General features: G+C 71.2%; 18 protein-coding genes and 2 rRNA genes. 14 read left to right on the top strand and 6 right to left on the bottom strand.

The window, feature by feature from the left end:
• Positions 1–116: ribosomal RNA gene (locus GA0070561_RS32890) — 23S ribosomal RNA — on the top strand; the annotation flags it as partial.
• An 85-nt stretch (positions 117–201) separates the two neighbouring features.
• Positions 202–318, top strand: a 5S ribosomal RNA gene (rrf, locus tag GA0070561_RS32885).
• A gap of 371 nt (positions 319–689) precedes the next feature.
• On the opposite strand, the gene GA0070561_RS32880 is transcribed toward rrf, so the two are convergent.
• On the bottom strand, positions 690–1,376 hold the full coding sequence (locus GA0070561_RS32880) for a hypothetical protein (protein WP_091409987.1): 687 nt from the start codon (positions 1,374–1,376) through the stop codon (positions 690–692).
• A gap of 69 nt (positions 1,377–1,445) precedes the next feature.
• Between GA0070561_RS32880 and GA0070561_RS32875 the strand changes: the two genes are divergently transcribed.
• The 3 genes from GA0070561_RS32875 to GA0070561_RS32865 are packed head-to-tail and all read left to right on the top strand — an operon-like array spanning position 1,446 to position 5,826.
• Entirely contained in the window at positions 1,446–4,064 is a 2,619-nt protein-coding gene (locus GA0070561_RS32875) for a valine--tRNA ligase (protein WP_091409984.1), read from the top strand.
• On the top strand, positions 4,061–5,395 hold the full coding sequence (locus GA0070561_RS32870; protein WP_091409980.1) for a bifunctional folylpolyglutamate synthase/dihydrofolate synthase: 1,335 nt from the start codon (positions 4,061–4,063) through the stop codon (positions 5,393–5,395). Before GA0070561_RS32875 ends, GA0070561_RS32870 begins: the two co-directional genes overlap by 4 nt.
• A complete protein-coding gene (locus GA0070561_RS32865; RefSeq protein WP_091409976.1) occupies positions 5,392–5,826 on the top strand; it encodes a DUF4233 domain-containing protein in 435 nt (144 codons plus the stop codon). The genes GA0070561_RS32870 and GA0070561_RS32865 overlap by 4 nt, the downstream gene beginning before the upstream one ends.
• A 38-nt stretch (positions 5,827–5,864) precedes the next feature.
• Here the strand turns inward: GA0070561_RS32865 and GA0070561_RS32860 are convergent, their stop codons facing one another.
• Positions 5,865–7,340 (bottom strand): VOC family protein, encoded by a 1,476-nt coding sequence (locus GA0070561_RS32860; RefSeq protein WP_091409972.1) that lies wholly within the window; start codon positions 7,338–7,340, stop codon positions 5,865–5,867.
• Positions 7,341–7,481: 141 nt separating this feature from the next.
• Here GA0070561_RS32860 and ndk point away from each other — a divergent pair, with 141 nt between their 5' ends.
• A complete protein-coding gene (ndk, locus tag GA0070561_RS32855) occupies positions 7,482–7,907 on the top strand; it encodes a nucleoside-diphosphate kinase (RefSeq protein ID WP_091409968.1) in 426 nt (141 codons plus the stop codon).
• A 37-nt stretch (positions 7,908–7,944) separates the two neighbouring features.
• Here ndk and sigJ read toward each other — a convergent pair whose 3' ends face one another.
• Together sigJ and GA0070561_RS32845 are read right to left on the bottom strand one after the other, a co-directional pair.
• Complete coding sequence (sigJ, locus tag GA0070561_RS32850) at positions 7,945–8,823, bottom strand: RNA polymerase sigma factor SigJ (protein WP_091409965.1); 879 nt, start codon at positions 8,821–8,823, stop codon at positions 7,945–7,947.
• Positions 8,820–9,251: a carboxymuconolactone decarboxylase family protein gene (locus tag GA0070561_RS32845; protein ID WP_208603902.1), complete on the bottom strand. Its 432-nt coding sequence runs from the start codon at positions 9,249–9,251 to the stop codon at positions 8,820–8,822. The genes sigJ and GA0070561_RS32845 overlap by 4 nt, the downstream gene beginning before the upstream one ends.
• 230 nt (positions 9,252–9,481) lie before the next feature.
• Between GA0070561_RS32845 and GA0070561_RS32840 the strand changes: the two genes are divergently transcribed.
• Complete coding sequence (locus tag GA0070561_RS32840) at positions 9,482–11,032, top strand: alkaline phosphatase D family protein (RefSeq protein ID WP_091409959.1); 1,551 nt, start codon at positions 9,482–9,484, stop codon at positions 11,030–11,032.
• 313 nt (positions 11,033–11,345) lie between these two features.
• On the opposite strand, the gene GA0070561_RS32835 is transcribed toward GA0070561_RS32840, so the two are convergent.
• Positions 11,346–12,365 carry an ArsR family transcriptional regulator gene (locus GA0070561_RS32835; protein ID WP_091409956.1) on the bottom strand — a complete coding sequence of 340 codons (1,020 nt, stop codon included), beginning with the start codon at positions 12,363–12,365 and terminating at the stop codon, positions 11,346–11,348.
• Positions 12,366–12,673: 308 nt separating this feature from the next.
• On the opposite strand from GA0070561_RS32835, the gene ileS reads away from it, so the two are divergent.
• Both ileS and GA0070561_RS32825 read left to right on the top strand, forming a co-directional pair.
• Complete coding sequence (gene ileS / locus GA0070561_RS32830) at positions 12,674–15,820, top strand: isoleucine--tRNA ligase (protein ID WP_091409953.1); 3,147 nt, start codon at positions 12,674–12,676, stop codon at positions 15,818–15,820.
• Positions 15,821–15,925: 105 nt separating this feature from the next.
• On the top strand, positions 15,926–16,615 hold the full coding sequence (locus GA0070561_RS32825; RefSeq protein WP_091409949.1) for a lysophospholipid acyltransferase family protein: 690 nt from the start codon (positions 15,926–15,928) through the stop codon (positions 16,613–16,615).
• A gap of 268 nt (positions 16,616–16,883) precedes the next feature.
• On the opposite strand, the gene GA0070561_RS34465 is transcribed toward GA0070561_RS32825, so the two are convergent.
• Positions 16,884–17,921, bottom strand: a complete 1,038-nt coding sequence (locus GA0070561_RS34465; protein WP_244166532.1) for a hypothetical protein — start codon at positions 17,919–17,921, stop codon at positions 16,884–16,886.
• 398 nt (positions 17,922–18,319) lie between these two features.
• Between GA0070561_RS34465 and GA0070561_RS32815 the strand changes: the two genes are divergently transcribed.
• The 5 genes from GA0070561_RS32815 to GA0070561_RS32795 all read left to right on the top strand — a co-directional run bounded on the left by GA0070561_RS32815 (position 18,320) and on the right by GA0070561_RS32795 (position 24,910).
• On the top strand, positions 18,320–20,320 hold the full coding sequence (locus GA0070561_RS32815; RefSeq protein ID WP_091409946.1) for a TIGR03960 family B12-binding radical SAM protein: 2,001 nt from the start codon (positions 18,320–18,322) through the stop codon (positions 20,318–20,320).
• A 261-nt stretch (positions 20,321–20,581) separates the two neighbouring features.
• Positions 20,582–21,022 (top strand): hypothetical protein, encoded by a 441-nt coding sequence (locus tag GA0070561_RS32810; RefSeq protein WP_091409942.1) that lies wholly within the window; start codon positions 20,582–20,584, stop codon positions 21,020–21,022.
• Positions 21,023–21,032: 10 nt separating this feature from the next.
• The gene (locus tag GA0070561_RS32805) at positions 21,033–22,520 is read left to right on the top strand and encodes a WXG100 family type VII secretion target (protein WP_091409938.1); all 1,488 of its coding nucleotides are present in this window, start codon (positions 21,033–21,035) and stop codon (positions 22,518–22,520) included.
• Positions 22,521–22,530: 10 nt separating this feature from the next.
• Positions 22,531–23,940 (top strand): type VII secretion-associated serine protease mycosin, encoded by a 1,410-nt coding sequence (gene mycP, locus GA0070561_RS32800; RefSeq protein ID WP_091409934.1) that lies wholly within the window; start codon positions 22,531–22,533, stop codon positions 23,938–23,940.
• Positions 23,941–24,097: 157 nt separating this feature from the next.
• Positions 24,098–24,910 (top strand): TIGR03936 family radical SAM-associated protein, encoded by an 813-nt coding sequence (locus GA0070561_RS32795; RefSeq protein ID WP_091409931.1) that lies wholly within the window; start codon positions 24,098–24,100, stop codon positions 24,908–24,910.
• Positions 24,911–24,984: the final 74 nt, after the last annotated feature.

Below are 24,984 nucleotides of genomic sequence, written 5' to 3'. Positions count from 1 at the left end.
TCCCACCCACTTTGTGGGGTAAGGCCCCCAGCTAGACGACTGGGTTGATAGGCCGGAAATGTAAGCCCGGTAACGGGTTCAGTTGACCGGTACTAATAGGCCGAGGACTTGACTACTAAGCTGCTACGCGTCCACTGTGCAACTCTGAACAAGCGAACACCCGTGTTTGTGTGCCGGGGTTGTTTGATATGTTCATAGAGTTACGGCGGTCATGGCGGAGGGGAAACGCCCGGTTACATTCCGAACCCGGAAGCTAAGCCCTCCAGCGCCGATGGTACTGCACTCGTGAGGGTGTGGGAGAGTAGGACGCCGCCGGACAATCTTTCAGAAAAGGCCACCCCCAACGGGGTGGCCTTTTCTGCGTCTCCCTCTCCTACGTATCAAGGTCACGCTCGAACCAGGATGTAGTGGTCTCACGGCGTGCGGACACCACTACATCCAGGATGTTGCGCGATCTTGTGGTGCTGGGGATCGGCGGCGACGCGGGGAGGGACGGGATACTCCGGTCCCCCCGGTCTGTGGCAGCCGTGCTGACCGGACGGCGTGCGGTCCGACCCGGCGGTCCTGGTGGTCGTTCGCCTAGACGGCTCGGTGGTCCAGACGGCTCGGCGGTCCAGGCGGCTCGGTGGCCCAGGTGGGTTGGTGGCGGGCGGGCCGGTGGGTCCAGGGGGAGCGGCCGGCGGTGCCTGTCAGTCTCGGGTCTGCATGCCGTCGCGGAGGTTGAGCAGCAGGCCGCCGGCGTCGGTGACCGACCGGCCCGGGAACATCGCCATGACGACGCTGCCGTGGTCGGCCCAGCCGCACACCGCGAAGTCCCCACCCTCGCCGCTGGTGCTGCCACACTTCAGCACCCCTCCGAGATCACCCGCGGGCAGCTCCCGCAGGCCGTTCACCGCACCGGTCTCGTCCGACATCAGGCGGAAGAGGCTGTCCAGGTCCCGTTCCGGCTGCCAGAGCAGGGTGGTACCCCCGAAGATGAGCACCGAGCGCTTGTCGTCGGCGGGGTCGCGGTAGACCGTGCCGAAACTGCGGTCCAGTTCGATGTTCGCCGCCAGACCGTTGCGCAGATAGTCGGCCGTGCTCTTCGCCCGCTCGCTGTCGTCGCGGGTCAGACCCGCCACCCGATCGGGTGAGGCCAGTTGGGTGTCCTTCTGCTGCGCCACCCGCCACCCACCGACACCAAGCACGCCGGCACCGGCGAGACCAACCACCAGTGCGACCGTCCAACCGATCTTGCGGCGGCGTGACCAACCGCTGGACCGCTCGTCGGGGTCGCCTCCGGAGTCCCGGGTGCTCAGCTGGATCGGCTCTTCGGTCAGCTCGACCGGCTCGCGGCCGCCGTCGCGCGACCGCTCGGTGAGATGTGCGTCGGACATAGCCGACACCGTACGCGAACGGCAGGTGGCGCACGTCAGGTCTGCGAGAGCCCTCCGTAGACTTGTCCGGTGACCGAGAGACTGGATGCCCGACGCCCCGACGCCCCGACCCTTGCCGGCCAGTACCAGCCCGGTGAGGTAGAGCAGCGACGGTACGAGCAGTGGGTAGCCGGCGGGCACTTCCGGGCCTCCGCCGACAGCGACAAGCCCCCCTTCACCATCGTCATCCCGCCGCCGAACGTCACCGGCTCGCTGCACATGGGCCACGCGTTCGAGCACACGCTGATGGACGCGTTGACCCGGCGTAAGCGGATGCAGGGCTTCGAGGCGCTGTGGCTGCCGGGTATGGACCACGCCGGCATCGCCACCCAGAACCTGGTCGAGCGTCAGCTCGCCGCCGAAGGGCTGTCCCGGCACGATCTCGGCCGGGAGAAGTTCGTCGAGCGGGTCTGGCAGTGGAAGGCCGAGTCCGGTGGCGCCATCCTCGGCCAGATGCGCCGCCTCGGCGACTCCGTCGACTGGGACCGCGAGCGCTTCACCATGGACGAGGGGCTGACCCGCGCCGTCCAGACGATCTTCAAGAAGCTCTTCGACGACGGCCTCATCTACCGGGCCAACCGGATCATCAACTGGTGCCCGCGCTGCCTCACGGCGCTCTCCGACATCGAGGTCGAGCACACCGAGGACGACGGCGAGCTGATCTCGATCCGCTACAGCGACGAGGTCGTGGTGGCCACCACCCGGGCCGAGACGATGCTCGGCGACACCGCCGTGGCGGTGCACCCCGACGACGAGCGCTACCAGCACCTGATCGGCACCGAGGTTGAGCTGCCGTTGACCGGCCGCCGGATCCCGATCGTCGCCGACGCGCACGTCGACCCGTCCTTCGGCACCGGCATGGTCAAGGTGACGCCGGCGCACGACCCGAACGACTTCGAAATCGGCCAGCGGCACGACCTGCCCGCGCTGACGGTGATGGACGAGCGTGGTGTGATCACCGTGCCCGGCCCGTTCGAGGGGCTGGACCGGTTCGAGGCGCGACCGGCGATCGTGGCGGCGCTGCGGGAGCAGGGCCTGATCGTCGCCGAGAAGCGCCCGTACGTGCACGCGGTCGGGCACTGCTCGCGGTGCAAGACCACCGTCGAGCCGCGGCTGTCGCTGCAGTGGTTCGTCAACACCGCCCCGCTGGCCCAGGCCGCGGGTGACGCGGTGCGCGACGGTCGGGTGCGCATCGAGCCGGCCGAGCTGGCCAAGCGCTACTTCGCCTGGGTCGACAACATGCACGACTGGTGCATCTCCCGCCAGCTGTGGTGGGGGCACCGCATCCCGGTCTGGTACGGCCCGGCGGGCGAGATCGTCTGCGTCGGCCCCGACGAGGCGCCGCCGACCGGTGAGGGCTGGCACCAGGACGAGGACGTCCTGGACACCTGGTTCTCCAGCGGTCTGTGGCCGTTCTCCACACTGGGTTGGCCCGAGCAGACCCCGGACCTGGCGAAGTTCTACCCGACCAGCGTGCTGGTCACCGGGTACGACATCCTGTTCTTCTGGGTCGCCCGGATGATGATGTTTGGCCTCTACGCGATGGACGGCCGGCCGCCCTTCGACGTGGTCGCGCTGCACGGCATGGTCCGCGACCAGTTCGGCAAGAAGATGTCGAAGTCGTTCGGCAACGTGGTCGACCCGCTGGACTGGATCGACCGGTACGGCGCCGACGCCACCCGGTTCACCCTGGCGCGGGGCGCGAACCCCGGCCAGGACGTCCCGGTCAGCGAGGAGTGGTGCCAGGGCTCCCGCAACTTCTGCAACAAGCTCTGGAACGCCACCCGGTTCGCACTGATGAACGGCGCGCACACCACGGGGGACCTGCCCCCCACCGAGCAGCTCTCCACCGTCGACCGGTGGATCCTGTCCCGGTTGGCGCACGTCACCGCCGAGGTCGACGAGCAGTTCGAGGCGTACGAGTTCGCCAAGGTGTGCGACCTGCTGTACCACTTCGCCTGGGACGACGTCTGTGACTGGTACGTCGAGCTGAGCAAGCCGGTGCTCGCCGAGGGTGGTGAGCGCGCAGAGGCCAGCCGCCGGGTGCTCGGGCACGTGCTCGACCAGCTGCTGCGGCTGCTGCACCCGGTCATCCCGTTCGTCACCGAGGAGCTGTGGCTCGCGCTGACCGGCGGCGAGACGGTGCAGGCCGCCGCCTGGCCGGTGGCCGACCGGTCGCTGGTCGACGACGCCGCCGAGGCCGAGCTGGTCGGCGTGCAGCGGGTGGTCACCGAGATCCGCCGGTTCCGTTCCGACCAGGGTCTGCGCCCCACGCAGCGGGTGGCTGCCCGCCTGGACGGGCTGTCCGGCGCGGGTATCGCTGCCCACGAGCCGCTGATCCGTTCGCTGGTCCGGTTGGATCCGGCCGGTGACGACTTCCAGGCCAGCGCCACGTTGGCCATGCCCGGCGCCGTCGGTGTCGCGTTGGACACCCGGGGGTCGATCGACGTCGCCGCCGAGCGGGCCCGGCTGACGAAGGACCGCGCGGCAGCCGAGAAGGAGGTCGCGCAGGCCCGGGCGAAGCTCGACAACCCTGCCTTCATCGGCAAGGCCCCCGAGCCGGTGGTCGCGAAGATCCGCGACCGGCTCGCCACCGCCGAGGCCGACCTGGTCCGGATCGACGCTGCTCTGGAGACACTGCCCTCGTGACCGACCGTACCGATTTCGCCGCCGTCGAAGCCGAGCTGAACGCCCGCGGCTTCACCCGCATGGTCTTCGAGCTGGACCGGATCGAGTCGCTGCTCGACCTGCTCGGCAGCCCGCAGCGGGCGTACCCGGCGATCCACCTGACCGGCACCAACGGCAAGACCTCCACCGCGCGGATGATCGACTCGCTGTTGCGGGCGCACGGGCTGCACACCGGGCGGTACACCAGCCCGCACCTGGAGACCGTCCGGGAGCGGATCAGCCTGGACGGGGAACCGGTCAGCGAGGAACGGTTCGCGTCGGTGTACCGGGAGATCAAACCGCTGGCCGAGCTGGTCGACGCGCGGTCGGACGAGCCGCTGACGTACTTCGACATGACCACCGCGCTGGCGTTCGCCACCTTCGCCGACGCGCCGATCGACATCGCGGTGGTGGAGGTCGGCCTCGGCGGGGCCGAGGACGCCACAAACGTTCTCCAGGCCGGGGTCTGTGTGATCACCCCGATCGGGCTGGACCACACCGAGTGGCTCGGTGACACGCTCCAGGACATCGCGCTGGCCAAGGCCGGCATCATCCACCCGGGGGCCACCGTGATCTCGGCGGCCCAGGAGGAGGAGGCCGCTGGTCCCCTCCTCGAACGCTGCGCCGAGGTCGGGGCCACCATCGCCCGGGAGGGCGGCGAGTTCGGCGTGCTGGGTCGGGCGGTCGCGGTCGGCGGTCAGGTGCTCACCCTCCAGGGGCTGGGTGGCGTGTACGACGACGTGTTCATTCCGCTGCACGGTGCCCACCAGGCGCAGAACGCGGCCATGGCGCTCGCTGCCGTGGAGGCGTTCCTGGGCGCGGGGGCTCGACGTCAGCTGGACATCGAGGCGGTCCGGGAGGGCTTCGCCTCGACCAGTTCCCCGGGTCGGCTGGAGCGGGTCCGTAACGCCCCGACCATCCTGTTGGACGGTGCGCACAACCCGCACGGCATGAAGGCCACCGTCACCGCGCTCCAGGAGGAGTTCGCGTTCAGCAAGCTGGTGGCCGTGATCGGCGTACTGGCCGACAAGGACGCGGAAGCGCTGCTGGAGTTGCTGGAGCCGGTGGTCGACCAGGTGGTGGTCACCCGCAACACCTCGCCACGGGCGATGCCGACGGAGGAACTCGCCGCGCTGGCCGCCGAGATCTTCGGCGAGGAGCGGGTGGCCTCGGCCGAGGAGATGCCGGATGCGATCGAGCTGGCGGTGGCGATGGCCGAGGAGGACGTCCCCGGTGAGCTGAGCGGGGTCGGGGTGCTGGTCACGGGGTCCGTGGTGACGGTCGCCGACGCGCGCCGGCTGCTGAAGCGATGACCAGTTCGGAGCGGGACCCGCACCCCACCGAGGACCCGACCGGCGCGCCGGTCGAGCAGCCGGTGGGGGAGGAGCCCACGGCCGGGCAGCCGCGACGCTCCGGGTTGCGCAACCCGGAGCGGGCGGTACGCGGTCTTGGTGCTGGCACGCTCAGCCTGGAGGCGCTGGTGCTGTTGCTGGCGATCCAGCCGATCCGGGTGGTCGGCGGTGACCTCGGCGGCGCCGCGATCGGTGCGGTGGTGGCACTGGCGGTCGCCGCCGTGGTGCTCGCCGGCATGATGCGTCGCCAGTGGGCCTGGAACGCCGGCACCGTGCTCCAGGGCCTGCTGTTGCTGGGCGGTCTGCTGCACTGGTCGCTGCTCGGGCTGGGCATCATCTTCGCCCTGGTCTGGGCGTACGCGTTGCACGTTCGCCGCGTCATTCTCGGCTGACGCCGGACCCGGCGGGCGCCGTCCGAAGGCGGGCCGGGTCAGGCGTCGGCGCGTTCGCGCCACTGGGTGAGCGCGACGCCGTGGCCATCCGGGTCGCGGAAGGCCGCCGCCCACACCTCCAGCTTGGTGCCCCGGTTGACCACCCGGGGCGCGTACGTGAAGCGGACGCCCGACTCGCGCAAGCGCTCGTACGCCGCCTCGATGTCGCTCACCTCAAGGTTGACGTGCACGAGTCTGCGGCTGATGGGCGCCGCCCCGGTCACCTCGCGCAGGACGATCCGGGTCGTCCCGGAGGCCAGGACGGCGTTGTGGGCACCCTGGTCGACCTCGCTGAAGCCGAGCACGTCGCGGTAGAAGCCGAGCGACCGGGGCAGGTCGGTGACCAGCAGGGTGAGACCCACACCGCTGATCGGCGCGGCGGGGTCCGCGGCCGAGCCGGCCTCGAACCCGAAGATCGCCTGGTCCAGCTCCTCGTCGGTCACGGTCGTGCCTGCGGCCCCGGCCGGGGAGGGATCGTCCAGCGGAAGATCGAGTGGGTCCAACGGGTCGGCCGCTCCCGGGCCGGGCCGCTGCGCGGGCGGTGGGTCGAAGCGCCGCGCGCCGGGCTGCTCGAAGCGCTGCGCGCCGGGCGGGTCGACGGGGTCCTCGGCGGGTGGGGCGGTCGTGCCGCTCTCATCCGAAGCGTCGAACCGGTCGGCGGTGGGCTCGTCGAAGCGCTCCTCGGCGGGCGGGCGCGGTGCCGGAGTGGTCGCCCGTCGGGGCAGCCCACCGGACTGCGGCTCGACGACGACGCCCTCCAGAACCACCGGACCGCCCGGGCTCTGGTGCATCACCACGGGCTCGCGCTCCTCGGGCATGACGCCCGGGTCGTCGCGACGGAGGTCGTCGCGCGAAGGGTCGGTGCCCAGCGGGTCACCGAGCGGGTCGCGGAACGGGTCACCGACCGGGTCCCGGAAGTCGTCGCGGAAGTCGTCGTCGGGTGCGCGGTCGGCCCACGGCGGCGCGTCCTGCTGGATCAACAGCTCGTCCATCGCCTCCGCGTCGGCGAACTCCGGCGGAAGATCGGCGACGGCAGCGGCGGTCTCGGCATGGGTCGGCACCTCGTCCCAGAGGACCTTGACGTGCCGCTGGTCGTCCAAGGCGACCCGGATCGGCAGGGTCTGGCCCAGCGACGGCCACTTGGAGACCGGCACCCTGGGCTCAATGATCTTCTTGGACCGCGGCGGCAGGCCAGGGGCGTCAATCACCAGTTGCAGTTCGCAGCGGCCGAACGCGTACTGGGTGGGTGGTTCGGAGGCGCTGTGCACGTGCCCGACGCCGACGACCCACGTGCGACCGCCGCCGCGTACGGTCGCCAGCGCGATCGCCAGCACCAGCAGGGCGACCCCGAGAGCCACGATGGCCCAACTCGTCATGCCGAGCCCGAACAGGACGACGAACGTGGCCACGGTGCCCAGCACCGCGCCGATCAGCTTGCGTACCGGCGCGATGGGTCGGTTCCCGCCATTCGCCACAGTGGACCTCCCGGGGTCAGGACCAGGCTAGGCCGGATCGGCCACCGGGGGAAAGACCGGCCGCCGCGCCGGCGCCGGGACCGGGTCGCTAGGCTGACCGTACCGATCCCGAGCGTTCAGCGCGTACAGGAGGAACCCAGCGTGTCCAGCAACAGCCCGGATGAGCGCAGCCTCGTTCTGATCAAGCCCGACGCGGTTCGCCGCGGCCTGGTCGGCGAGGTCCTCTCCCGCTTCGAGCGCAAGGGGCTGCGGATCGACGCGATGGTGCACCGGACGATGGATGCCGCGCTCGCCGACGAGCACTACGCCGAGCACGTCGACAAGGCGTTCTACCCGCCGCTGAAGGACTTCATGACCGGCGGCCCGCTGGTCGCCCTGGTGCTCTCCGGCGACCAGGTCATCGACGTGGTCCGCGGGCTGGTCGGCGCCACCGACGGACGCAAGGCCGCCGCCGGCACCATCCGGGGTGACCTGTCGCTGTCCAACCGGGAGAACCTGGTGCACGCCTCCGACTCCACGGACAGCGCCAAGCGCGAGATCGCGCTCTGGTTCCCCGAGCTGGGCTGACGCCCACCGGCCCGGGGCCGACCGCCGAGGTCCGGGTTCAGCCGAGCGCCGGCACCTTCGCCGGGTTGCCGACCACGTAGATCCCGGTGATCCGTCCGTCGGCCGCGGCGATGGTCAGCGTGTACCGACTGCCGTCCGCGCGGGTGATCAGCATCGCCGGTTCCCCGTTGAGCTCGACCGGATCCATCGCCACTCGGTGACGCGGGCCGTAGACCCCGGCGTAGAACCGGGCGATCCGGTCCGCGCCGGTGACCGGGTTGAGGGCGGCCCGCGCCCGACCGCCGCCGTCGTTCCACGCGGTGGCGTCGGCGGCCACCAGGTCGGTGAGCCTCGCCAGGTCACCGTCGCGGGCGGCGGCGAGGAACGCGTTCAGCAGCCGCTCCCGCTCCGGGCGACTGGCGGTGAACCGACGCTGCTCCTGCCGTACCCGTGCGGTCGCCCGGTGGTACAGCTGCCGACAGTCGGCGACGGACCGGTCCAGGATCTCGGCGATCTCCGCGTACGGCAGGTCGAAGGCCGTGTGCAGGACGTACACCGCCCGCTCCGGCGGGGTGAGCCGCTCCAGGACGTGCAGCAACGCCGTGGAGAGCGAGTCGCGTAGCTCCACCCGGTCCAACGGCCCGAACGGCGAGGGCGCGGTCGGCACCGGCTCGGGCAGCCAGGTCCCGACGTACGTCTCGCGGGCCGCCTGCCGGGCGCGCAGCCGGTCCAGGGCCAACCGGGTGACCACCCTGGACAGGTACCGGCGCGGCTCCTCGACCCGGGCCCGGTCCACACCCAGCCAGCGCAGGTACGCCTCCTGGAGCACGTCCTCCGCGTCGTGCCGGCTGCCGAGCAGGCGGTACGCGAGCCCAAGCAGCATCGGCCGGTGCGCCTCGAGCGCACCGGCCGCCTCCGCTGCCGCCTCGGTGGTCACGCCTGGGCCGGAGGCTCCAGCCGCATCGTCACCCCGATCCGATTCCACACGTTGATTGTGGCAATCGCGATGACGAGGTCGGCCAGTTCCTTCTCCGACCAGACCTTCGCGGCGTCATTCCACACCTCGTCCGGCACCCCGTGCTCGCCGAGCCGGGTGACCGCGTCGGTGAGGGCCAGCGCGGCCCGCTCCCGCTCGTCGAAGAAGGGCGCCTCCCGCCAGGTGGCGACCGCGAACAGCCGCTGGCTCGACTCGCCGCCGGCGAGCGCGTCCCGGCTGTGCATGTCCACGCAGTACGCGCACCCGTTGATCATCGACGCCCGCAGCTTCACCAGTTCCAGCACGGTGTGGTCGACGTTCGTCTGGACGTACTTCTCCAACCCCATGACGGCCTTGTACGCCTGCGGTGCGACCTCGGCCGGGTTCATCCGTTGCACGACTACCTCCTGATCGGTCCGACGCCGGTACGACGGGTGGGCCGGGCCGGGTCGTGACAACACCGGCTGTGATCCCGCTCATACCGCCGAGGTGGCGGGGGTGGGCGGCACGCCGACCGACCGACCGACGACCGGCGTTCGCGTTCGCGTCACCCGGGCCGCCGCTCACGGTCACCTCCGCCCGATAGACCCACGGGGTCAACCCATGATCGGGAGGAAGCATGACCGAGCTTGATCGACGTACCCTGCTGCGGACCGGCCTGGTGGTCGGTGCCGGAGCCGCCGGCGGCGCCCTGCTGGGTGGTGCCGGCGCGAACGCCGCCCCGGCCTGGCGCCCGGCGGCGCGCCCGGTGCTCACCCATGGCGTGCAGAGCGGCGACGTGACCGCGGACTCTGCGCTGGTCTGGACGCGGGCCGACCGGCCGGGCCGGATGCTGGTCGAGGTGAGCCGTCGGCCGGACTTCCGGGGGGCGCGCAAGCTGCGCGGCCCGGTGCTCAGCCCGAACGGCGACTTCACCGGAAAGGTCCGGCTGCGGGGCCTGCCGGACGCCGAGCGGCTGCACTACCGGGTGCGGGTGGAGAGCCTGGATCGGCACGGGGTGGTCAGCGAGCCGCTGACCGGGACGCTGACCACCGCGCCGGGGCGGCACCGGCGGCGCGACGTGAAGTTCGTCTGGACCGGCGACGTGGTCGGGCAGGGCTGGGGGATCGACCCGAACTTCGGCGGCATGTCGATCTTCCGGGCGATGCGGCAGACCCGGCCGGACTTCTTCCTGTGCAGCGGGGACACGGTGTACGCCGACGGCCCGCTGGTCGAGTCGGTGACGCTGCCCGACGGGCGGATCTGGCGCAACCTGGTCACCCCGGAGAAGAGCAAGGTCGCCGAGACGCTGACCGAGTACCGCGGGCAGTTCGCGTACAACCTGCTCGACGAGCACCTGCGGGAGTTCGCCGCGGCGGTGCCGCAGATCAACCAGTGGGACGACCACGAGGTCCTGAACAACTGGTACCCGGGCGAGATCCTGGACGACCCGCGCTACACCGAGCGGCGGGTCGACGTGCTCGCCGCCCGGGCCCGCCAGGCGTTCAACGAGTGGCTACCGGTGCCGGTCGACGGGCCGATGTACCGGCGGCTGTCGTACGGGCCGTCGCTGGACGTGTTCGTGCTCGACATGCGTACCCACAAGGACCCGAACGACGGCAACACGTACGCCGACCCGAAGCGTGGTCTGCTCGGCCGGCAGCAACGGGAGTGGCTGATCCGGGAGCTGAAGCGCTCCACGGCGACCTGGAAGGTGATCGCCAACGACCTGCCGATCGGCGTGGTGGTGCCGGACGGCCCGGGCGCGCAGGAGGGTGTCGCGCAGGGCGACCCGGGCGCGCCGGCGGGCCGGGAGTTGGAGTTCGCCGAGGTGCTGCGGGCCACCCACCGGGCCGGGGTGACCGGCATGGTCTTCCTGACCGCCGACGTGCACTACTCCGCCGCGCACCACTACGACCCGTCCCGCGCGGCGGTCGGCGACTTCACCCCGTTCTGGGAGTTCGTCTCCGGCCCGGCGCACGCCGGTGCGTTCGGCCCGAACGCGCTGGACGGCACGTTCGGGCCGCAGGCGGCCTTCGTGCACGCACCGCCGGTGGCCAACACGGGCCCGGCGGGAGGCTTTCAGCACTTCGGTGAGGTCACCATCGACGGTGAGTCCGAGGCCCTGACGGTCCACCTGCGCGACCGCGAAGGTGCCTCGCTGTGGAGCACCACCCTCCCGGCCCCCTGACCGCACCCCCCGGTTGATCATGAAGTTGTTGCCACGACACGCCGACGAGGGAGGCGACAACTTCATGGTCAACCGGGAATGGGGTTGGGGGTGCCCAGCGCCGTTCGGCCCGAGCAGGCCGAACAGCTCCCCGTTGCCAACCGTCAGGTTGACGCCGCGGACTGCCTGAACCTCCCGGCGCTGGGTCGCCACCATCCCCTGCGGCTGCGGTACCTGCGGCACCCCCGACCGCCTCGATCGCGTGTTCGTTCGTGACCCGCACGCTAGGAGCGACCGGGACGGGTGGGAAACGAATTCGGATCGAGCCGAATGCTCAGGCCGAGGCGCTCGCCGGCTCGTCGCCGATGAGCTGCACCAGTGCCACGCCGGCCGGTTCCAGGCCGTACAGCACCCGTCGGCCCACCCGACGGCGGTGCACCACACCGGCGGTGAGCAGCGCGGAGAGCTGCTCCGAGACGGTGCTCGGGGCCAGCCCCAGGGTGGCCGCGAGGCCGGCGGTGGTCGCCGGCCGGGTCAGCGCCCGCAGCACCTGGGCACGACCTCGGCCGACCAGCACCGCCAGCCGATCCGTGGCCGGTGCCGCCCGGGGCGCCGAGCTGGGCCCACCCTCGGCGAGCACCACCGCCCCGCGCGCCTGGTAGGAGACGGCGATTATCTCCGGATGGTCGGTGGCGCAGATGAGTGCTCCCTGCGAGAAGATCAGTGGAATCAGCAGGAGCCGTTGGTCCACCACCGCGAACTGCTGCTCCGACGGCTTCACCAGCGTCAGCACCGGCTTCTCCCAGCGCACCCGCTCGTGCAGGTCGGCCAGCAACGCGTCCGGACCGTGCGCGGCGAGCGCCCGCGCCCGGTGCAGCACCTCCTCGTCCAGCGCCGCCCGCATCGCCGGCCACCACGGCGCGATGGCCGCGTCCCAATACGCCTCGATGCCGTCGGCGAGCCGGTCCAGGGCGGCCCGCCGGTCCCTGACGAACGGGCCGAGCCATCCCGGCAGGTCGTCCGGGTCGTGGTAGCGGGGGATCTGCTCGGCGATCACCTCAGCTGGCGTCGCGCGCAGTTCGGCGAGCTGTTCGGCCAGGGTCGGCGCGGCCGACGTGGGGACCGGGCTGAGGAAGTCCGGTGCGGGTAGGCCGATGGTCAGCAGCCGGGCCGGTGCGGTCGCCGGCACCTCGTCGAGCACCCGCCGTGCGTGCCGCGCCCAGGCGGTGTACGGCCAGGGCGCCTCTTTCGGATGGCGTTGCAGCACGAACAGGCTGGTCAGCACCTCCCAGAGCGGGCTGGTGGCGATCCGGGTGCGGGCCAGCGTCGGCTCGTCCAACTCGATCCGGATCATCCGGACAGCCTAGGGTGCCGGCGCGTGCGTTCACTCGGCGGCGGGTTGGGGGTGGGGTCTTGTATCGTTGGGCACCGTAAGGCGATGACCCGGCCATCACCGGTGAGCCTCCGGAAGAACAGCCGGGCAACCGGCCCAGTAGAACCGGACGGGTGCGGCCCGTCACAGCCAACAATGAGCGGGCGGTCGATCCTGACCGCCAAGCGGGGTGGTACCGCGGGCCACCCGGGAGCGCCGTTCCAGGCGTACCCGGAGGTTCGTCCTCGCAGACCCACGTTGAGTGAGCTGCATGAGGAGAGCGACCCCCGATGGCCTATCCGTTGCACGACCCGACCGCCGCCGGTGTGCCGGCGAGCCCGGACCTGCCCGCGGTCGAGCGCCGGGTGCTGGAGCACTGGACGGCCGACAAGACCTTCGAGGCCAGCATCGAGGCCCGCCCTGCCGGCACGGACGGCAAGAACGAGTACGTCTTCTACGACGGCCCGCCGTTCGCCAACGGCCTGCCGCACTACGGTCACCTCTTCACCGGCTACGTCAAGGACGTGGTGCCGCGCTACCAGACCATGCGCGGCCGGCACGTCGAGCGGCGCTTCGGCTGGGACTGCCACGGCCTGCCCGCCGAGGTGGTGGCCGAGAAGCAGCTCGGCATCACGAGCAAGGCGGAGATCATCGACCTGGGCGTGGACCGGTTCAACGAGGCGTGCCGTACCTCGGTGCTGGAGTTCACCCAGGACTGGGAGCGGTACATCAACCGGCAGGCCCGCTGGGTCGACTTCACCAACGACTACAAGACCCTCGACCTGGACTACATGGAAAGCGTCATGTGGGCCTTCAAGACCCTGCACGACAAGGGTCTGATCTACGAGGGCTTCCGGGTGCTGGCGTACTGCTGGCGCTGTGAGACGCCGCTGTCGAACACCGAGACCCGGATGGACGACGTCTACCGGGACCGGCACGACCCCACCCTGTCGGTGTGGTTCGAGCTGACCGCCGACGAGTCCGCGCCGGAACTGGTGCGCGGGCCGGTCAAACTGGGCGTCTGGACCACCACGCCGTGGACCCTGCCGTCGAACCTGGCGCTCGCCGTCGGGCCCGACATCGAGTACGCGGTGCTCGAACACGACGCCGACCGCTACCTGGTGGGGGCGGCGCGGCTGGCCGCGTACGCCAAGGAGCTGGAGGGCTACGAGCAGGTCGGCACGGTGTACGGCCGGGACCTGGCCGGACGCCGCTACACGCCGCTGTTCGACTTCCTCGTCGAGCAGGCCGGGGAGAACGCCTACCAGGTGCTCGGCGCGGAGTTCGTCACCACCGAGGACGGCACCGGGATCGTGCACCTGGCCCCGGCCTTCGGTGAGGATGACCAGAACGTCTGCAACGCCGCAGGCATCCCCACCATCGTCACTGTGGACGACCACACCCGGTTCACCGCGCTGGTCCCGCCGTACCAGGGTGAGCAGGTCTTCGACGTCAACAAGCCGGTGATCCGGGAGCTGAAGGACCGGGGGGTGGTGCTCAAGCAGGACACCTACACCCACTCGTACCCGCACTGCTGGCGATGCGACACCCCGCTGGTCTACAAGGCGGTGTCGTCGTGGTTCGTCGCGGTGACGCAGTTCCGGGACCGGATGGTCGAGCTGAACCAGGAGATCAACTGGACGCCCGGCCACATCAAGGACGGCTCGTTCGGCAAGTGGCTGGCCAACGCCCGGGACTGGTCGATCAGTCGGAACCGGTTCTGGGGCTCGCCGATCCCGGCGTGGAAGTCCGACGACCCGAACTACCCGCGCCTGGACGTCTACGGTTCGCTGGCCGACATCGAGCGGGACTTCGGCGTACGCCTGACCGACCTGCACCGGCCGGCGGTGGACGACCTGGTCCGCCCCAACCCGGACGACCCGACCGGGCAGTCGATGATGCGCCGGGTGCCGGAGGTGCTGGACTGCTGGTTCGAGTCCGGGTCGATGCCGTTCGCCCAGGTGCACTACCCGTTCGAGAACGCCGACTGGTTCGAGCACCACTACCCGGGTGACTTCATCGTCGAGTACATCGGGCAGACTCGCGGCTGGTTCTACACGATGCACGTGCTGGCCACCGCGCTGTTCGACCGGCCGGCGTTCCGCAACTGCCTGAGCCACGGCATCCTGCTCGGCTCGGACGGGCGCAAGATGTCCAAGAGCCTGCGCAACTACCCGGACGTGTACCACGTCTTCGACGCGTACGGCTCGGACGCGATGCGCTGGATGCTGATGTCCTCGCCGGTGCTGCGCGGTGGGGACATGGCGGTCACCGAGGCGGGCATCCGCGACGCCGTCCGGCAGGTGCTGCTGCCGCTGTGGAACGTGTGGTACTTCTTCACGCTCTACGCCAACGCCGACGGGTACCAGGCGCGGCGACGCACCGACTCCACCCACCTGCTCGACCGGTACGTGCTGGCGAAGACGAACGAGCTGGTGTCCACGGTCGGCGCGCAGATGGACGCGTACGACATCTCCGGTGCCTGCGCCACCGTCCGGTCCTACCTGGACGCGTTGACCAACTGGTACGTGCGCCGGTCCCGGGACCGGTTCTGGTCCGGTGACGCCAACGCCTTCGACACCCTGTCGACGGTGCTGGAGACCCTCTGCCGGGTGGTGGCGCCGCTCGCGCCGCTGACGGCTGAGGAGATCTGGCGTGGCCTGACCGGGGAGCGTTCGGTGCACCTGACCGACTGGCCGGAGGCGAGCGAGTTCCCGGCCGACCACGACCTGGTCGCCGCGATGGACAACGTCCGGGCGGTCGCCTCGGCGGCGCTGTCGCTGCGCAAGGCCAAGGGACTGCGGGTGCGACTGCCGCTGTCGAAGCTGACCGTGGCCTCGCCGGCCGCGGAGCAGCTGCGGCCGTTCGCCGACCTGGTCGCCGACGAGGTCAACGTGAAGGATGTGGAGTTCAGCGCGGAGCTGTCCGCGTACTGCGAGCAGGTGTTGACGGTGGTGCCCCGGGCGCTCGGCCCGCGGGTCGGCAAGCAGGTGCAGCAGGTGATCAAGGCGGTCAAGGCGGGCGAGTGGGAGCTGGTCGACGGCGCCCCGGTGGCCGCCGGCGTCACCCTCGCCGAGGGTGAGTACGAGTTGCGCCTGGTCGCCGCCGACGCGGAGCACTCCGCGCCGCTGCCCGGCGGCGAGGGCGTGGTGGTGCTGGACACCGATGTCACCCCGCAGTTGGCCGCCGAGGGGCTTGCCCGCGACGTGGTGCGGGTGGTGCAGCAGGCCCGCCGGGACGCCAACCTGGATGTCTCGGACCGGATCGTGGTGTCGGTGTCGGCGTCCGACGAGGTACGCGCGGCGGTGTCCGCGTACGTCGACTTCGTCTCCGCGGAGGTGCTGGCCGACTCGGTGGACTTCGCCGAGGGCCCGGATGGCTTCGCCGGCGAGGTCGGCGATGGTGAGCCGGTAACGGTGGTCGTCCGCCGGGTATAACGGACCATCGCCAGGGTGCGGGCGCCTCACCACCTCCGTCCGGGAGGTGTGGAGGCGTCCGCTACCGTGACACCGCCTGTTCGCACCTGATCTGCCGGAGGACCAGTGCCCCTGCTCTACACCATCGGCAAGCTCACCGTGGCGCCCACGCTGCGGTTGGCGTTCCGCCCGACCGTGGAGGGGCTGGAACACGTGCCGGAGATCGGTGGCGCGGTCTTCGCCGGCAACCACCTCTCGGTGGCCGACGAGTTGTTCCTCGGCACGGTCGTGCCCCGGCACCTGGCGTTCTGGGCCAAGTCGGAATATTTCAAGGGCACCGGCGTGAAGGGTGCGATCTCCAAGTTCGTCCTCACCGGCCTGGGTGCGATCCCGGTCGAGCGGGCCGGTGGCCGGGCGGCGCTGTCCGCGTTCGACGCGGCGATCCCGGCGCTCAAGGGCGGTGACCTGGTGGTGGTCTACCCGGAGGGCACCCGCTCGCCGGACGGCAAGCTCTACCGGGGGCGGACCGGCGCGGCCCGGCTGGCGATCTCGGCCGGCGTGCCGATCATCCCGGTCGGCATGATCGGCACGGACAAGGCGCAGCCGATCGGTGCCCGGGTGCCCCGGCCGGGCACTGCCAAGATCACGGTTCGATTCGGCAAGCCGCTGGACTTCACCGGCCGACCGGACGACCGCACCTCGCTGCGGCAGATGACCGACGAGCTGATGAGTGAGATCCAGAAGCTCACCGGCCAGGAGTACGTGCCCCGCTACGCCCCGCCGCGCGCCCACCCGGACCCGACCCGCGACGCCTGACCCCGTCGGGCACACCCTGCCCGTCAATCAGCCGCCCGGCACGTGGTCGAGGGGCCTCCCGCCCCCTGGCCTCGCGGCCGGGAGGCACCCGCTCTCAAAGGCGCTATACCTCTGAGTCATAAATATGACTCAGAGGTATAGCGCCTTTTGCCTTGTGGCCTTGCCGTGGCGCGTGACGCTACGTCACGGCTGCTGCCGCTGGTGCGCGTGCCGCGCGGGCCGAGCGCCCCGGGTGCGGATCACCGCACCCCGGCCGGCGGGGTGCGGATCAGCCCCGCTCGGGTTGGACGATCTGGGCGCGCAGGGTGCCCAGCAGTTCGGCACTGTCGGCGACGGAGAGCCGGGTGAACACGCCGGTGGCGATGCTGCCGTGGTCGACCGACGTGCAGACCACCACGGCACTGCCGTCGGCGCTACCCACCGCGCACCGTTCGTGCCTGCCCCGCACACCGGTGTCCACGCTCTCCGGGGCATCCAACGCGTACCGCTCGGTGAGCCGGCTGATCTCGGCCTCCGCGTCCGACTCCGGGCTCAGCCGGAAGCCGGTGCCGCCGAAGACCGTCACCCGCTTGCCGCTCGTCGTGGCGTAGACGCCGGCGAACGTGTCCTCGGCGAGCCAGTGCTCCTTGCGTACCTCGCCCTCCAACTTCTTGGCCGTCTCCGTGCTGCGGCTGTCCTGTCGCAGGCTGAGGTCGTCCACCTGGACGGGCACTGTCGCGCGCGCCGGGTACTGGGCCGAGATCGGGAACCCGTAGTAGGCGGGGCAGCCACAGCAGCAGGCCAGGGTGAGCAGCAGCAGCCACGGCCAGCGGCGTCGTCGGCGTACCGGGACCGGCACGTACCCCTTGGGGGCCTGCCAGCCGGGCGGTGGCGTCGGTGGCGCGGTGGATCGCCGACCCCGGCGCTGCTTCGGCACCTTCGGCGGCGCGGGTGGTGCGGGTGGCGACATCGGCCGGGCCGGAACCATGGGTCCGATGGCCCGCGGTGCGCTCGGGGCGGCCGGCGGCGGCACCGGGTGCGGCCCGGCCGGGGAAGCGGGCGGCCCGGACCACTGCCGGGTGTCCCGCGATACGGCCGGAGGAGCGGGCGGCCCGGACCACTGCCGGGTGTCCGGCGGCGTCGGATACGAAATCGTGGGCGGCAGCGGGGGCAGTTCGGCGGAGGGCAGGTCCCAGCCGCCGGTGTCCACGCCGGCCCACGGGTCGACCGGGGTCTGGTGCTCCGGCGGCCCGACGGCCACCGGCGGGGGAGGGGTCGGCTCGGCCGACTCGCCCCAGACGGGTCGGCGGGGCAGCGGCGGTGGCACCGGGGCCGAACCGCTCCACCTGGGCGCCGGCACCTCCGCGGTCGCGGCAGGCTTCGGCTGGTCCGAGGGTTCTGGCGGGCCCGGGGCTTCCGGCTGGTCCGAGGGATCCGGGGGTTCCGGCTGGCCCGGAGGTTCTGACTCGCCCGGGGGTTCCGGCTGGTCCGAGGGTTCCGGCTGGTCCGGGGGTACGGGTGGGGAGGTCGGCTCGTCGGCGACCGCCCGGTCCCGCTCCGGCTCCGCGCCTGGCGTGCTCCCGTCGGCCGGCCGTGCTCCCGGCTGGGGCTCCGGCATCGCGGCAATCTCCTCTCGCGCCGATCCGAGGTTAGTACCGCGCCGCCACCAACGCCGATCGGGCGTGCGCGCGATCGCCGCCGGACGAACGCGTACCCTTGGGCATCATGAGTGCCCCGTCCACGACGCCGCGCCCGGCCGCGACCAACTCCGTGTGGTCCCAGCTCGAGCCGCTGCTACCCCAGGTCTCCAAGCCCATCCAGTACGTCGGGGGCGAGTTGGGTGCGGTGACGAAGGACTGGGACGCCGCGACCGTGCGTTGGGCGCTGATGTATCCCGACGCCTACGAGGTGGGCCTGCCCAACCAGGGCGTGCAGATCCTCTACGAGGTGCTCAACGAGCTGCCCGACACCCTCGCCGAGCGGACGTACGCGGTCTGGCCGGACCTGGAGACGCTGATGCGCAAGCACGGCGTGCCGCAGTTCACCGTCGACGCGCACCGGGCGGTGCGCGGGTTCGACGTGTTCGGCATCTCCTTCTCCACCGAGCTGGGTTACACCAACATGCTCACCGCGATCGACCTGGCCGGCATCCCGATGCTGGCGGCCGACCGCACCGACGCCGACCCGGTGATCGTGGCCGGCGGGCACGCCGCGTTCAACCCGGAGCCGATCGCCGACTTCATCGACGCCGCGGTGCTCGGCGACGGCGAGGAGGCGGTCCTGGAGATCACCGCGATCGTCCGGGAGTGGAAGGCCGAGGGCTCGCCGGGCGGCCGCGACGAACTGCTGCTGCGGCTGGCCCGCACCGAGAGCGTCTACGTGCCGCGCTTCTACGACGTCGACTACCTGCCAGACGGCCGGATCCAGCGGGTCGTACCGAACCGGGCGGACGTGCCGTTCCGGGTGCACAAGCGCACGACGATGGACCTGGACGCCTGGCCGTACCCGAAGAAGCCCCTCGTTCCGCTGGCCGAGACGGTGCACGAGCGGTACGCGGTGGAGATCTTCCGGGGCTGCACCCGGGGTTGCCGATTCTGCCAGGCCGGGATGATCACCCGCCCGGTGCGCGAGCGGTCGATCACCACTGTCGCGCAGATGGTTCGCGAGGGCCTGGAGTTCTCCGGCTTCTCCGAGGTCGGCCTGCTGTCGCTCTCCTCGGCGGACCACTCCGAGATCGGCGACATGTGCTCGGGCCTCGCCCAGCAGTACGAGGGCACGAACGTTTCGCTGTCGCTGCCCTCGACCCGGGTGGACGCCTTCAACATCGACCTCGCCCAGGAGTTGTCCCGCAACGGGCGGCGTACCGGCCTGACCTTCGCCCCGGAGGGCGGGTCGGAGCGGATCCGCAAGGTCATCAACAAGATGGTGTCGAAGGAAGACCTGATCCGTACGGTCGTCACCGCGTACACCAACGGGTGGCGGCAGGTGAAGCTCTACTTCATGTGCGGCCTGCCCACCGAGACCGACGAGGACGTCCTCGAGATCGCCGAGATGGCCCACGAGGTGATCAGGGCCGGCCGGGCCGCGACCGGCTCCAAGGACATCCGCTGCACGGTCTCCATCGGCGGGTTCGTGCCGAAGCCGCACACCCCGTTCCAGTGGGCCGCGATGGACCGTCCGGAGGTCATCGACCACCGGCTCAAGATCCTCAAGCAGGCCATCAACGCGGACCGCTCGCTGGGCCGGGCCATCGGCTACCGCTACCACGACGGTGAGCCGTCGCTCATCGAAGGGCTGCTCTCCAGGGGTGACCGCCGGGTCGGTTCGGTCATCCGCAAGGTCTGGGAGAACGGCGGCCGGTTCGACGGGTGGAGCGAGCACTTCTCGTACCAGCGCTGGGTGGACGCGGCGGCCGAGACGCTGCCCGCGTTCGGGGTGGACCTCGACTGGTACACCACCCGTCAGCGCGACGAGCTGGAGGTCCTGCCCTGGGACCACCTCGACTCGGGCCTGGACAAGGACTGGCTCTGGCAGGACTGGCAGGACTCGTTCAGCGAGTTCGAGCAGGACGACTGCCGGTGGACGCCCTGCTTCGACTGCGGCGTCTGCCCATCGATGGACACCGAGATCCAGATCGGCCCCACCGGCAAGAAGCTGCTGCCGCTCACCCCGCTGGGCGGCAACGGCATGAAGGTCCCGTCGGGCCACTCGCACTCGCACCCCTGACCGCGCTGCCTTCGGCCAGCGCCGGCTGGCGGTGACCCTCCACCCTCCACATCCGACATGTCGCCCAACGGGTCCGCGTCTCGCGGGCCCGTTGGCGTTGTTCGGGGTCGGCCGTACGGTGGCCCGGCGCCGAGCCTTCCGCGAGATCGGCGTCCATCTGTACCAGGTGCTGGTGGCTGGGGCTGCCCCGACTAGGTCAGACTCGATACGCTGCGTCTGACATGGACCGACCCGGCGGGTCGGGGACGGGGGAGGAATCGCATGGGTAGCATCCCGCCGCCGAGCATCGGCGATCTGCAAGTCAGCGTCGAGGACCTGGACGCCGCCGCCACGTACGTCGAGCGGCTCAGGCAGTACATCGACGACACCATCAAGTACGAGATGGAACGCATCAAGGAGCGGATGAAGGGCGACAGCAACAACGCCCAGACCGTCCCGAACGGCACTCCCTTCGGCGCGTACGAGGACGCCCGCATGCAGTGGCGGGCCCTGGAGACGTCAACGGCGAACATGGAAGCGCACCTCACGACGCTCTCCCAGAAGCTCGCCGCGCTGAAGGAGGGCACCGAGGAGATCGCCAAGGCGTTCCGCGACACCGAGGCGCGCAACGGCGCCAACGGCAAGGAGATCGAGCGGCTGCTGGAGTCGGCGGCGCCACCGCCCACCGCCAGTGGTGCACCCACCTACCCGTACACGGCCTGAGGGGGACGTCATGGCTGGAGGAACCTGGGAGCGGTGCGTCCGCGAGGTGACGCTCTCCGCGGACCCGGAGACGGTCGGATCGGTCGGAGCGGGCTGGAGCAATCTCTCCAGCGGCCTGCAACAACTGCGGGACGCGCTCGTCGGTCGCTCGTTCGTCGGCCCGATCGCGACCGGCCAGGAACGCCCGCACGTCGGCGGTCTGCCGGGGATGCTCGCCGGTTGGAAGGGCAGCGGCGGCGACGCGTACCGCGAGCACCTCGGCAAGATCGGCAAGCAGATCGAGGATCTCATCACCGACGCGACGAACGTCAGTGGCGCGTTGACGCGGATCGAGGGCGACATCCGCAAGTCGGTCTCCACGATCCCGATCCCGCTGATGGACGACTTCGGCTTCAACGAGTGGAGCCTGCCCAACGGCACCGAGCTCGACGATGCCCGCGACGGCGAGAGCTCGTCGGGGTTCCTCGCCGCGCTGCGCAAGGACTACCAGAGCAATCCCGGCTCGTACGCCGACGGCGCGTTCCGTGACAAGGCCGACGACCTGGAAGCGACGATGAAGGTCGACGGCCAGGCCGGCGACCAGAAGCGGGGCGGCTGGTGGGACACCGGAGCCCACCTGGACAACTGGTACCGGGACAATCAGAACGCGGCGAACACCGCGATGGCCCCGCTGCCCCAGGCGGTCTACACGGAGCGCCCCAAGCTCACCGTCAACGGCCCGGATGCCGGAGCCGAGGTCAACGACATCACTCGTGACACCCGGGTTCCGCCAACGGGGCGACCCGACATCGGTGGTGGCGACTTCGGCGGGAAGCCCGACATCGGTGGTGGCGGCCCCACGATCGGCAGCAGGCCGCCGGGCATCGGCGACACGGGCGGTCCGACGTCCACAGTCGACTCGTTCTCCCCGACCAAGCCCGGTGGGATCGGCGATGGCTCGCCCACCGGCGGCACCGGTCAGCTCACATCCCCGTCAACCGGCTCCGGTTACCCGGGCTACCCGGACGGCGACGCCGGCTACAGCAGCGGTCTGGCTGGCGCTAGCCCGAGCGGCGTCGGTGGCCTGGGCGGTGGCATCGGCGGTGGCGGGGTCGGCAGCGCCGGCCTCGGTGGCGCCGGCGGTGGTTTCGGCGGCGGTGCCGGCGTCGGCTCGGCCGGCGGAATCGGCGGCGGTGCCGGCGGTGGCCTGGGCGGTGGTGCCGGGATCGGCGTGGGCGGCATCCCCGGCATGGTGGGTGGCGGCAACGGAAAGCTGCCGCCGATGACGAGCGCGGCGAACGCGTTGCGCACCGCCCAGGCTGCCGGTGGCGCCGGGATGGCGGGCGGCGCGCGTGGTGCGGGCGTCGGCGGTGCCGGAATGATGGGCGGCGGCATGATGGGCGGCGCGGGTGGCGCCGGGCAGGGTGGCGGCACCGGCTCCGAGCACTCGTCGTGGTTGACTGAGGATGACGATCCGTGGGGCCCTGGTGACGGGGCGTCCCCGGGTGTCCTTCGATGAGGATGGACGGATGAGGGTGAACGTCGGAAGCCTCAGGCCGGTGGTCGCCTGTCTGCTGGCGGGGTTCCTGGTGGTGGGAGCCGCTCAACCGGCGGCCGCCGCGCCCCGACGGGCCGAGCAGTGGTATCTGGACGAGCTCCGGATCGACCAGGTGCACAAGATCTCGACCGGGCGGGGCGTGGTCGTGGCCGTGATCGACAGTGGCGTCGAGGCCAGCCACCCGGATCTGCGCGGTCAGGTGCTTCCCGGTGGTCGCAGCTACGGCACCTCCGGCGACGGCCGGTCCGACGACGACGGACACGGCACGCACATGGCCGGCATCATCGCGGCGAAACCCAGCGGCGACGGGGTGGTCGGCATCGCCCCCGGTGTGAAGATCCTGCCCATCAAGATGCGCAAGGACGACGGGGTCTACAGGGGCGCGGGGATCGCCCGGGGCGTCCGGATGGCCGTCGACGGCGGCGCCAAGGTAATCAACATTTCCATTAGTGGCCCGGGCCTCGCCAACCCGGTGGAGCGGGACGCGATCAAGTACGCGTTGGACCGTGACGTCGTGGTGGTCGCCTCCGCCGGTAACACCGCCAAGGGCCACGTCGCGGTCGGAACCCCGGCCAACACCCCTGGTGTGATCGCGGTGACCGGGACGACCAAGGGCGGCGCGTTCTGGTCCGGCTCCGTCCAGGGGCCGGAGGCGGTGGTCGCCGCTCCTGGCGACAGCGTTTACAACGTCACCAACGAGGGGGGCTACGGCTGGGGTGACGGCACCTCCGACTCCGGTGCGATCGTCTCCGCTCTGGCCGCGCTGATCCGGGCCAAGTACCCCGACCTCAACGCTCCGAGCGTGATCGACCGGATCATCCGGACCGCGCGGGACGCGGGCCCGTCCGGGCGAGATCCGCAGTACGGCTTCGGGGTGATCGACCCGATGAAGGCGCTGACCGCGAACGTGCCACCGGTCACTGCCAACCCGCTACTCGACCCGGCCGCGGCGGCGTCGACCGATCCGGGCGCGACCCGTGCCGAGGGTGCGGACGAGGAGTTCGACGTCACTCAGCACGGCGACCGCGGCGGCCCCACCGACCAGCAGGTCATGGTGGTCGGCATCGGCATCGCCGTGGTGCTGGTGTTGCTGCTGGGTCTGGTGGTCTTCCTCATCTGGAACCGCCGTCGGTACCGGCGGGAGGCGGCCCGGGCCGCCGACATCCCGGACGAGGTGCTCGACCGGGCGGCCCAGGGCGGGTACCCGCCGCCTGACGCGGGTTACGCCCCACCGCCGGGCTACCCGGCCCCACCCGGCCACGCCCCTCCTGCCGGGTATGCCCCGCCTTCCGGTTACGCCCCGCCCTCGGGCTACAACCCGCCCCCCGGTTACGGCCCGCCGCCGGGCGGGGTACCGCCCGCCCCGCCGAGGGAGCGGTAACCGGTCCCGATCATGGTGGCCGGCCGGTGACCTCCGCGTCACCGGCCGGCCACCGGCTTTCGTGGCGGGTTGTCGCGACCCTGGCGACCGGTTCGTCCCCGACTGCCGGGGCGATCCGGCCGCCCCGGTTGGGTACCGTCACGAGCACTGCGCCAGGATGGGCGAACACGCAGGTACACCCGAGGAGCCCACGATCGCCAGAAAGCCTCAACCCGAGGGCGGCCAGGCACCGGTCGTCCAGCGCGTCCGCATCCGGTACGCCAAGCGCGGGCCGCTGCGATTCACCTCGCACCGGGACTTCGCCCGGGCGTTCGAGCGCGCGCTACGCCGGGCCGCCGTGCCGGTCGCCTTCTCCCAGGGTTTCCACCCGCACCCGAAGATCTCCTACGCCAGCGCAGCCCCGACCGGGGTGGCGAGCGAGGCGGAGTACCTGGAAATCGCCCTTCAGACGGCCGTCGACCCGGAGGCGTTGCGTGCCGCGTTGGACGCCGCGCTCTCCCCGGGGCTGGACGTCCTGGACGCCGTGATCGCCGAAGGCGGCAACCTGCCGGACCGGATCGAGGCGTCGCACTGGCACATCGAGTTGCCTGAGGTCGACACGGCGGTGCTGCGCGCCGCGGTGGACGCCTTCGTCGCGGCCGAGGAGGTGCTGGTCGAGCGGATGACCAAGCAGGGTCGACGCACTTTCGACGCCCGAGCCGCCGTGATATCGATCGATGTCCAAATGCCTACGCCGACGCCTTCCGGGGCGCCGGCCGTACCGTGTGCGATACTCGAACTGGTCGTGCGGCAGGTCACCCCGTCCGTACGGCCCGATGACGTCCTTTCCGGCCTCCGCGTGGTGGCCGACCTGGAGCCGCCGGTTTCGCCGAGGGTGACCCGGCTGGCTCAGGGCACGTTGACCGCGCAGGGTGCGATCGTGGATCCGTTGGATGCGGACCGCGACGGGGCAGCCATCGTTGGGCACTGACCGACGGTCGGTGTTCTGGCAGGCAGACTTCGGCGGTCGCGCACCACGCGCGCCCGGCGGAAACACTTTTGCGG

It is taken from the genome of Micromonospora saelicesensis (genome assembly GCF_900091575.1).
GTDB classification, from domain to species: domain Bacteria; phylum Actinomycetota; class Actinomycetes; order Mycobacteriales; family Micromonosporaceae; genus Micromonospora; species Micromonospora saelicesensis.
The sequence above is the reverse complement of the archived record's forward strand: the minus strand, read 5'-3'. Positions and strand labels throughout refer to the sequence as shown.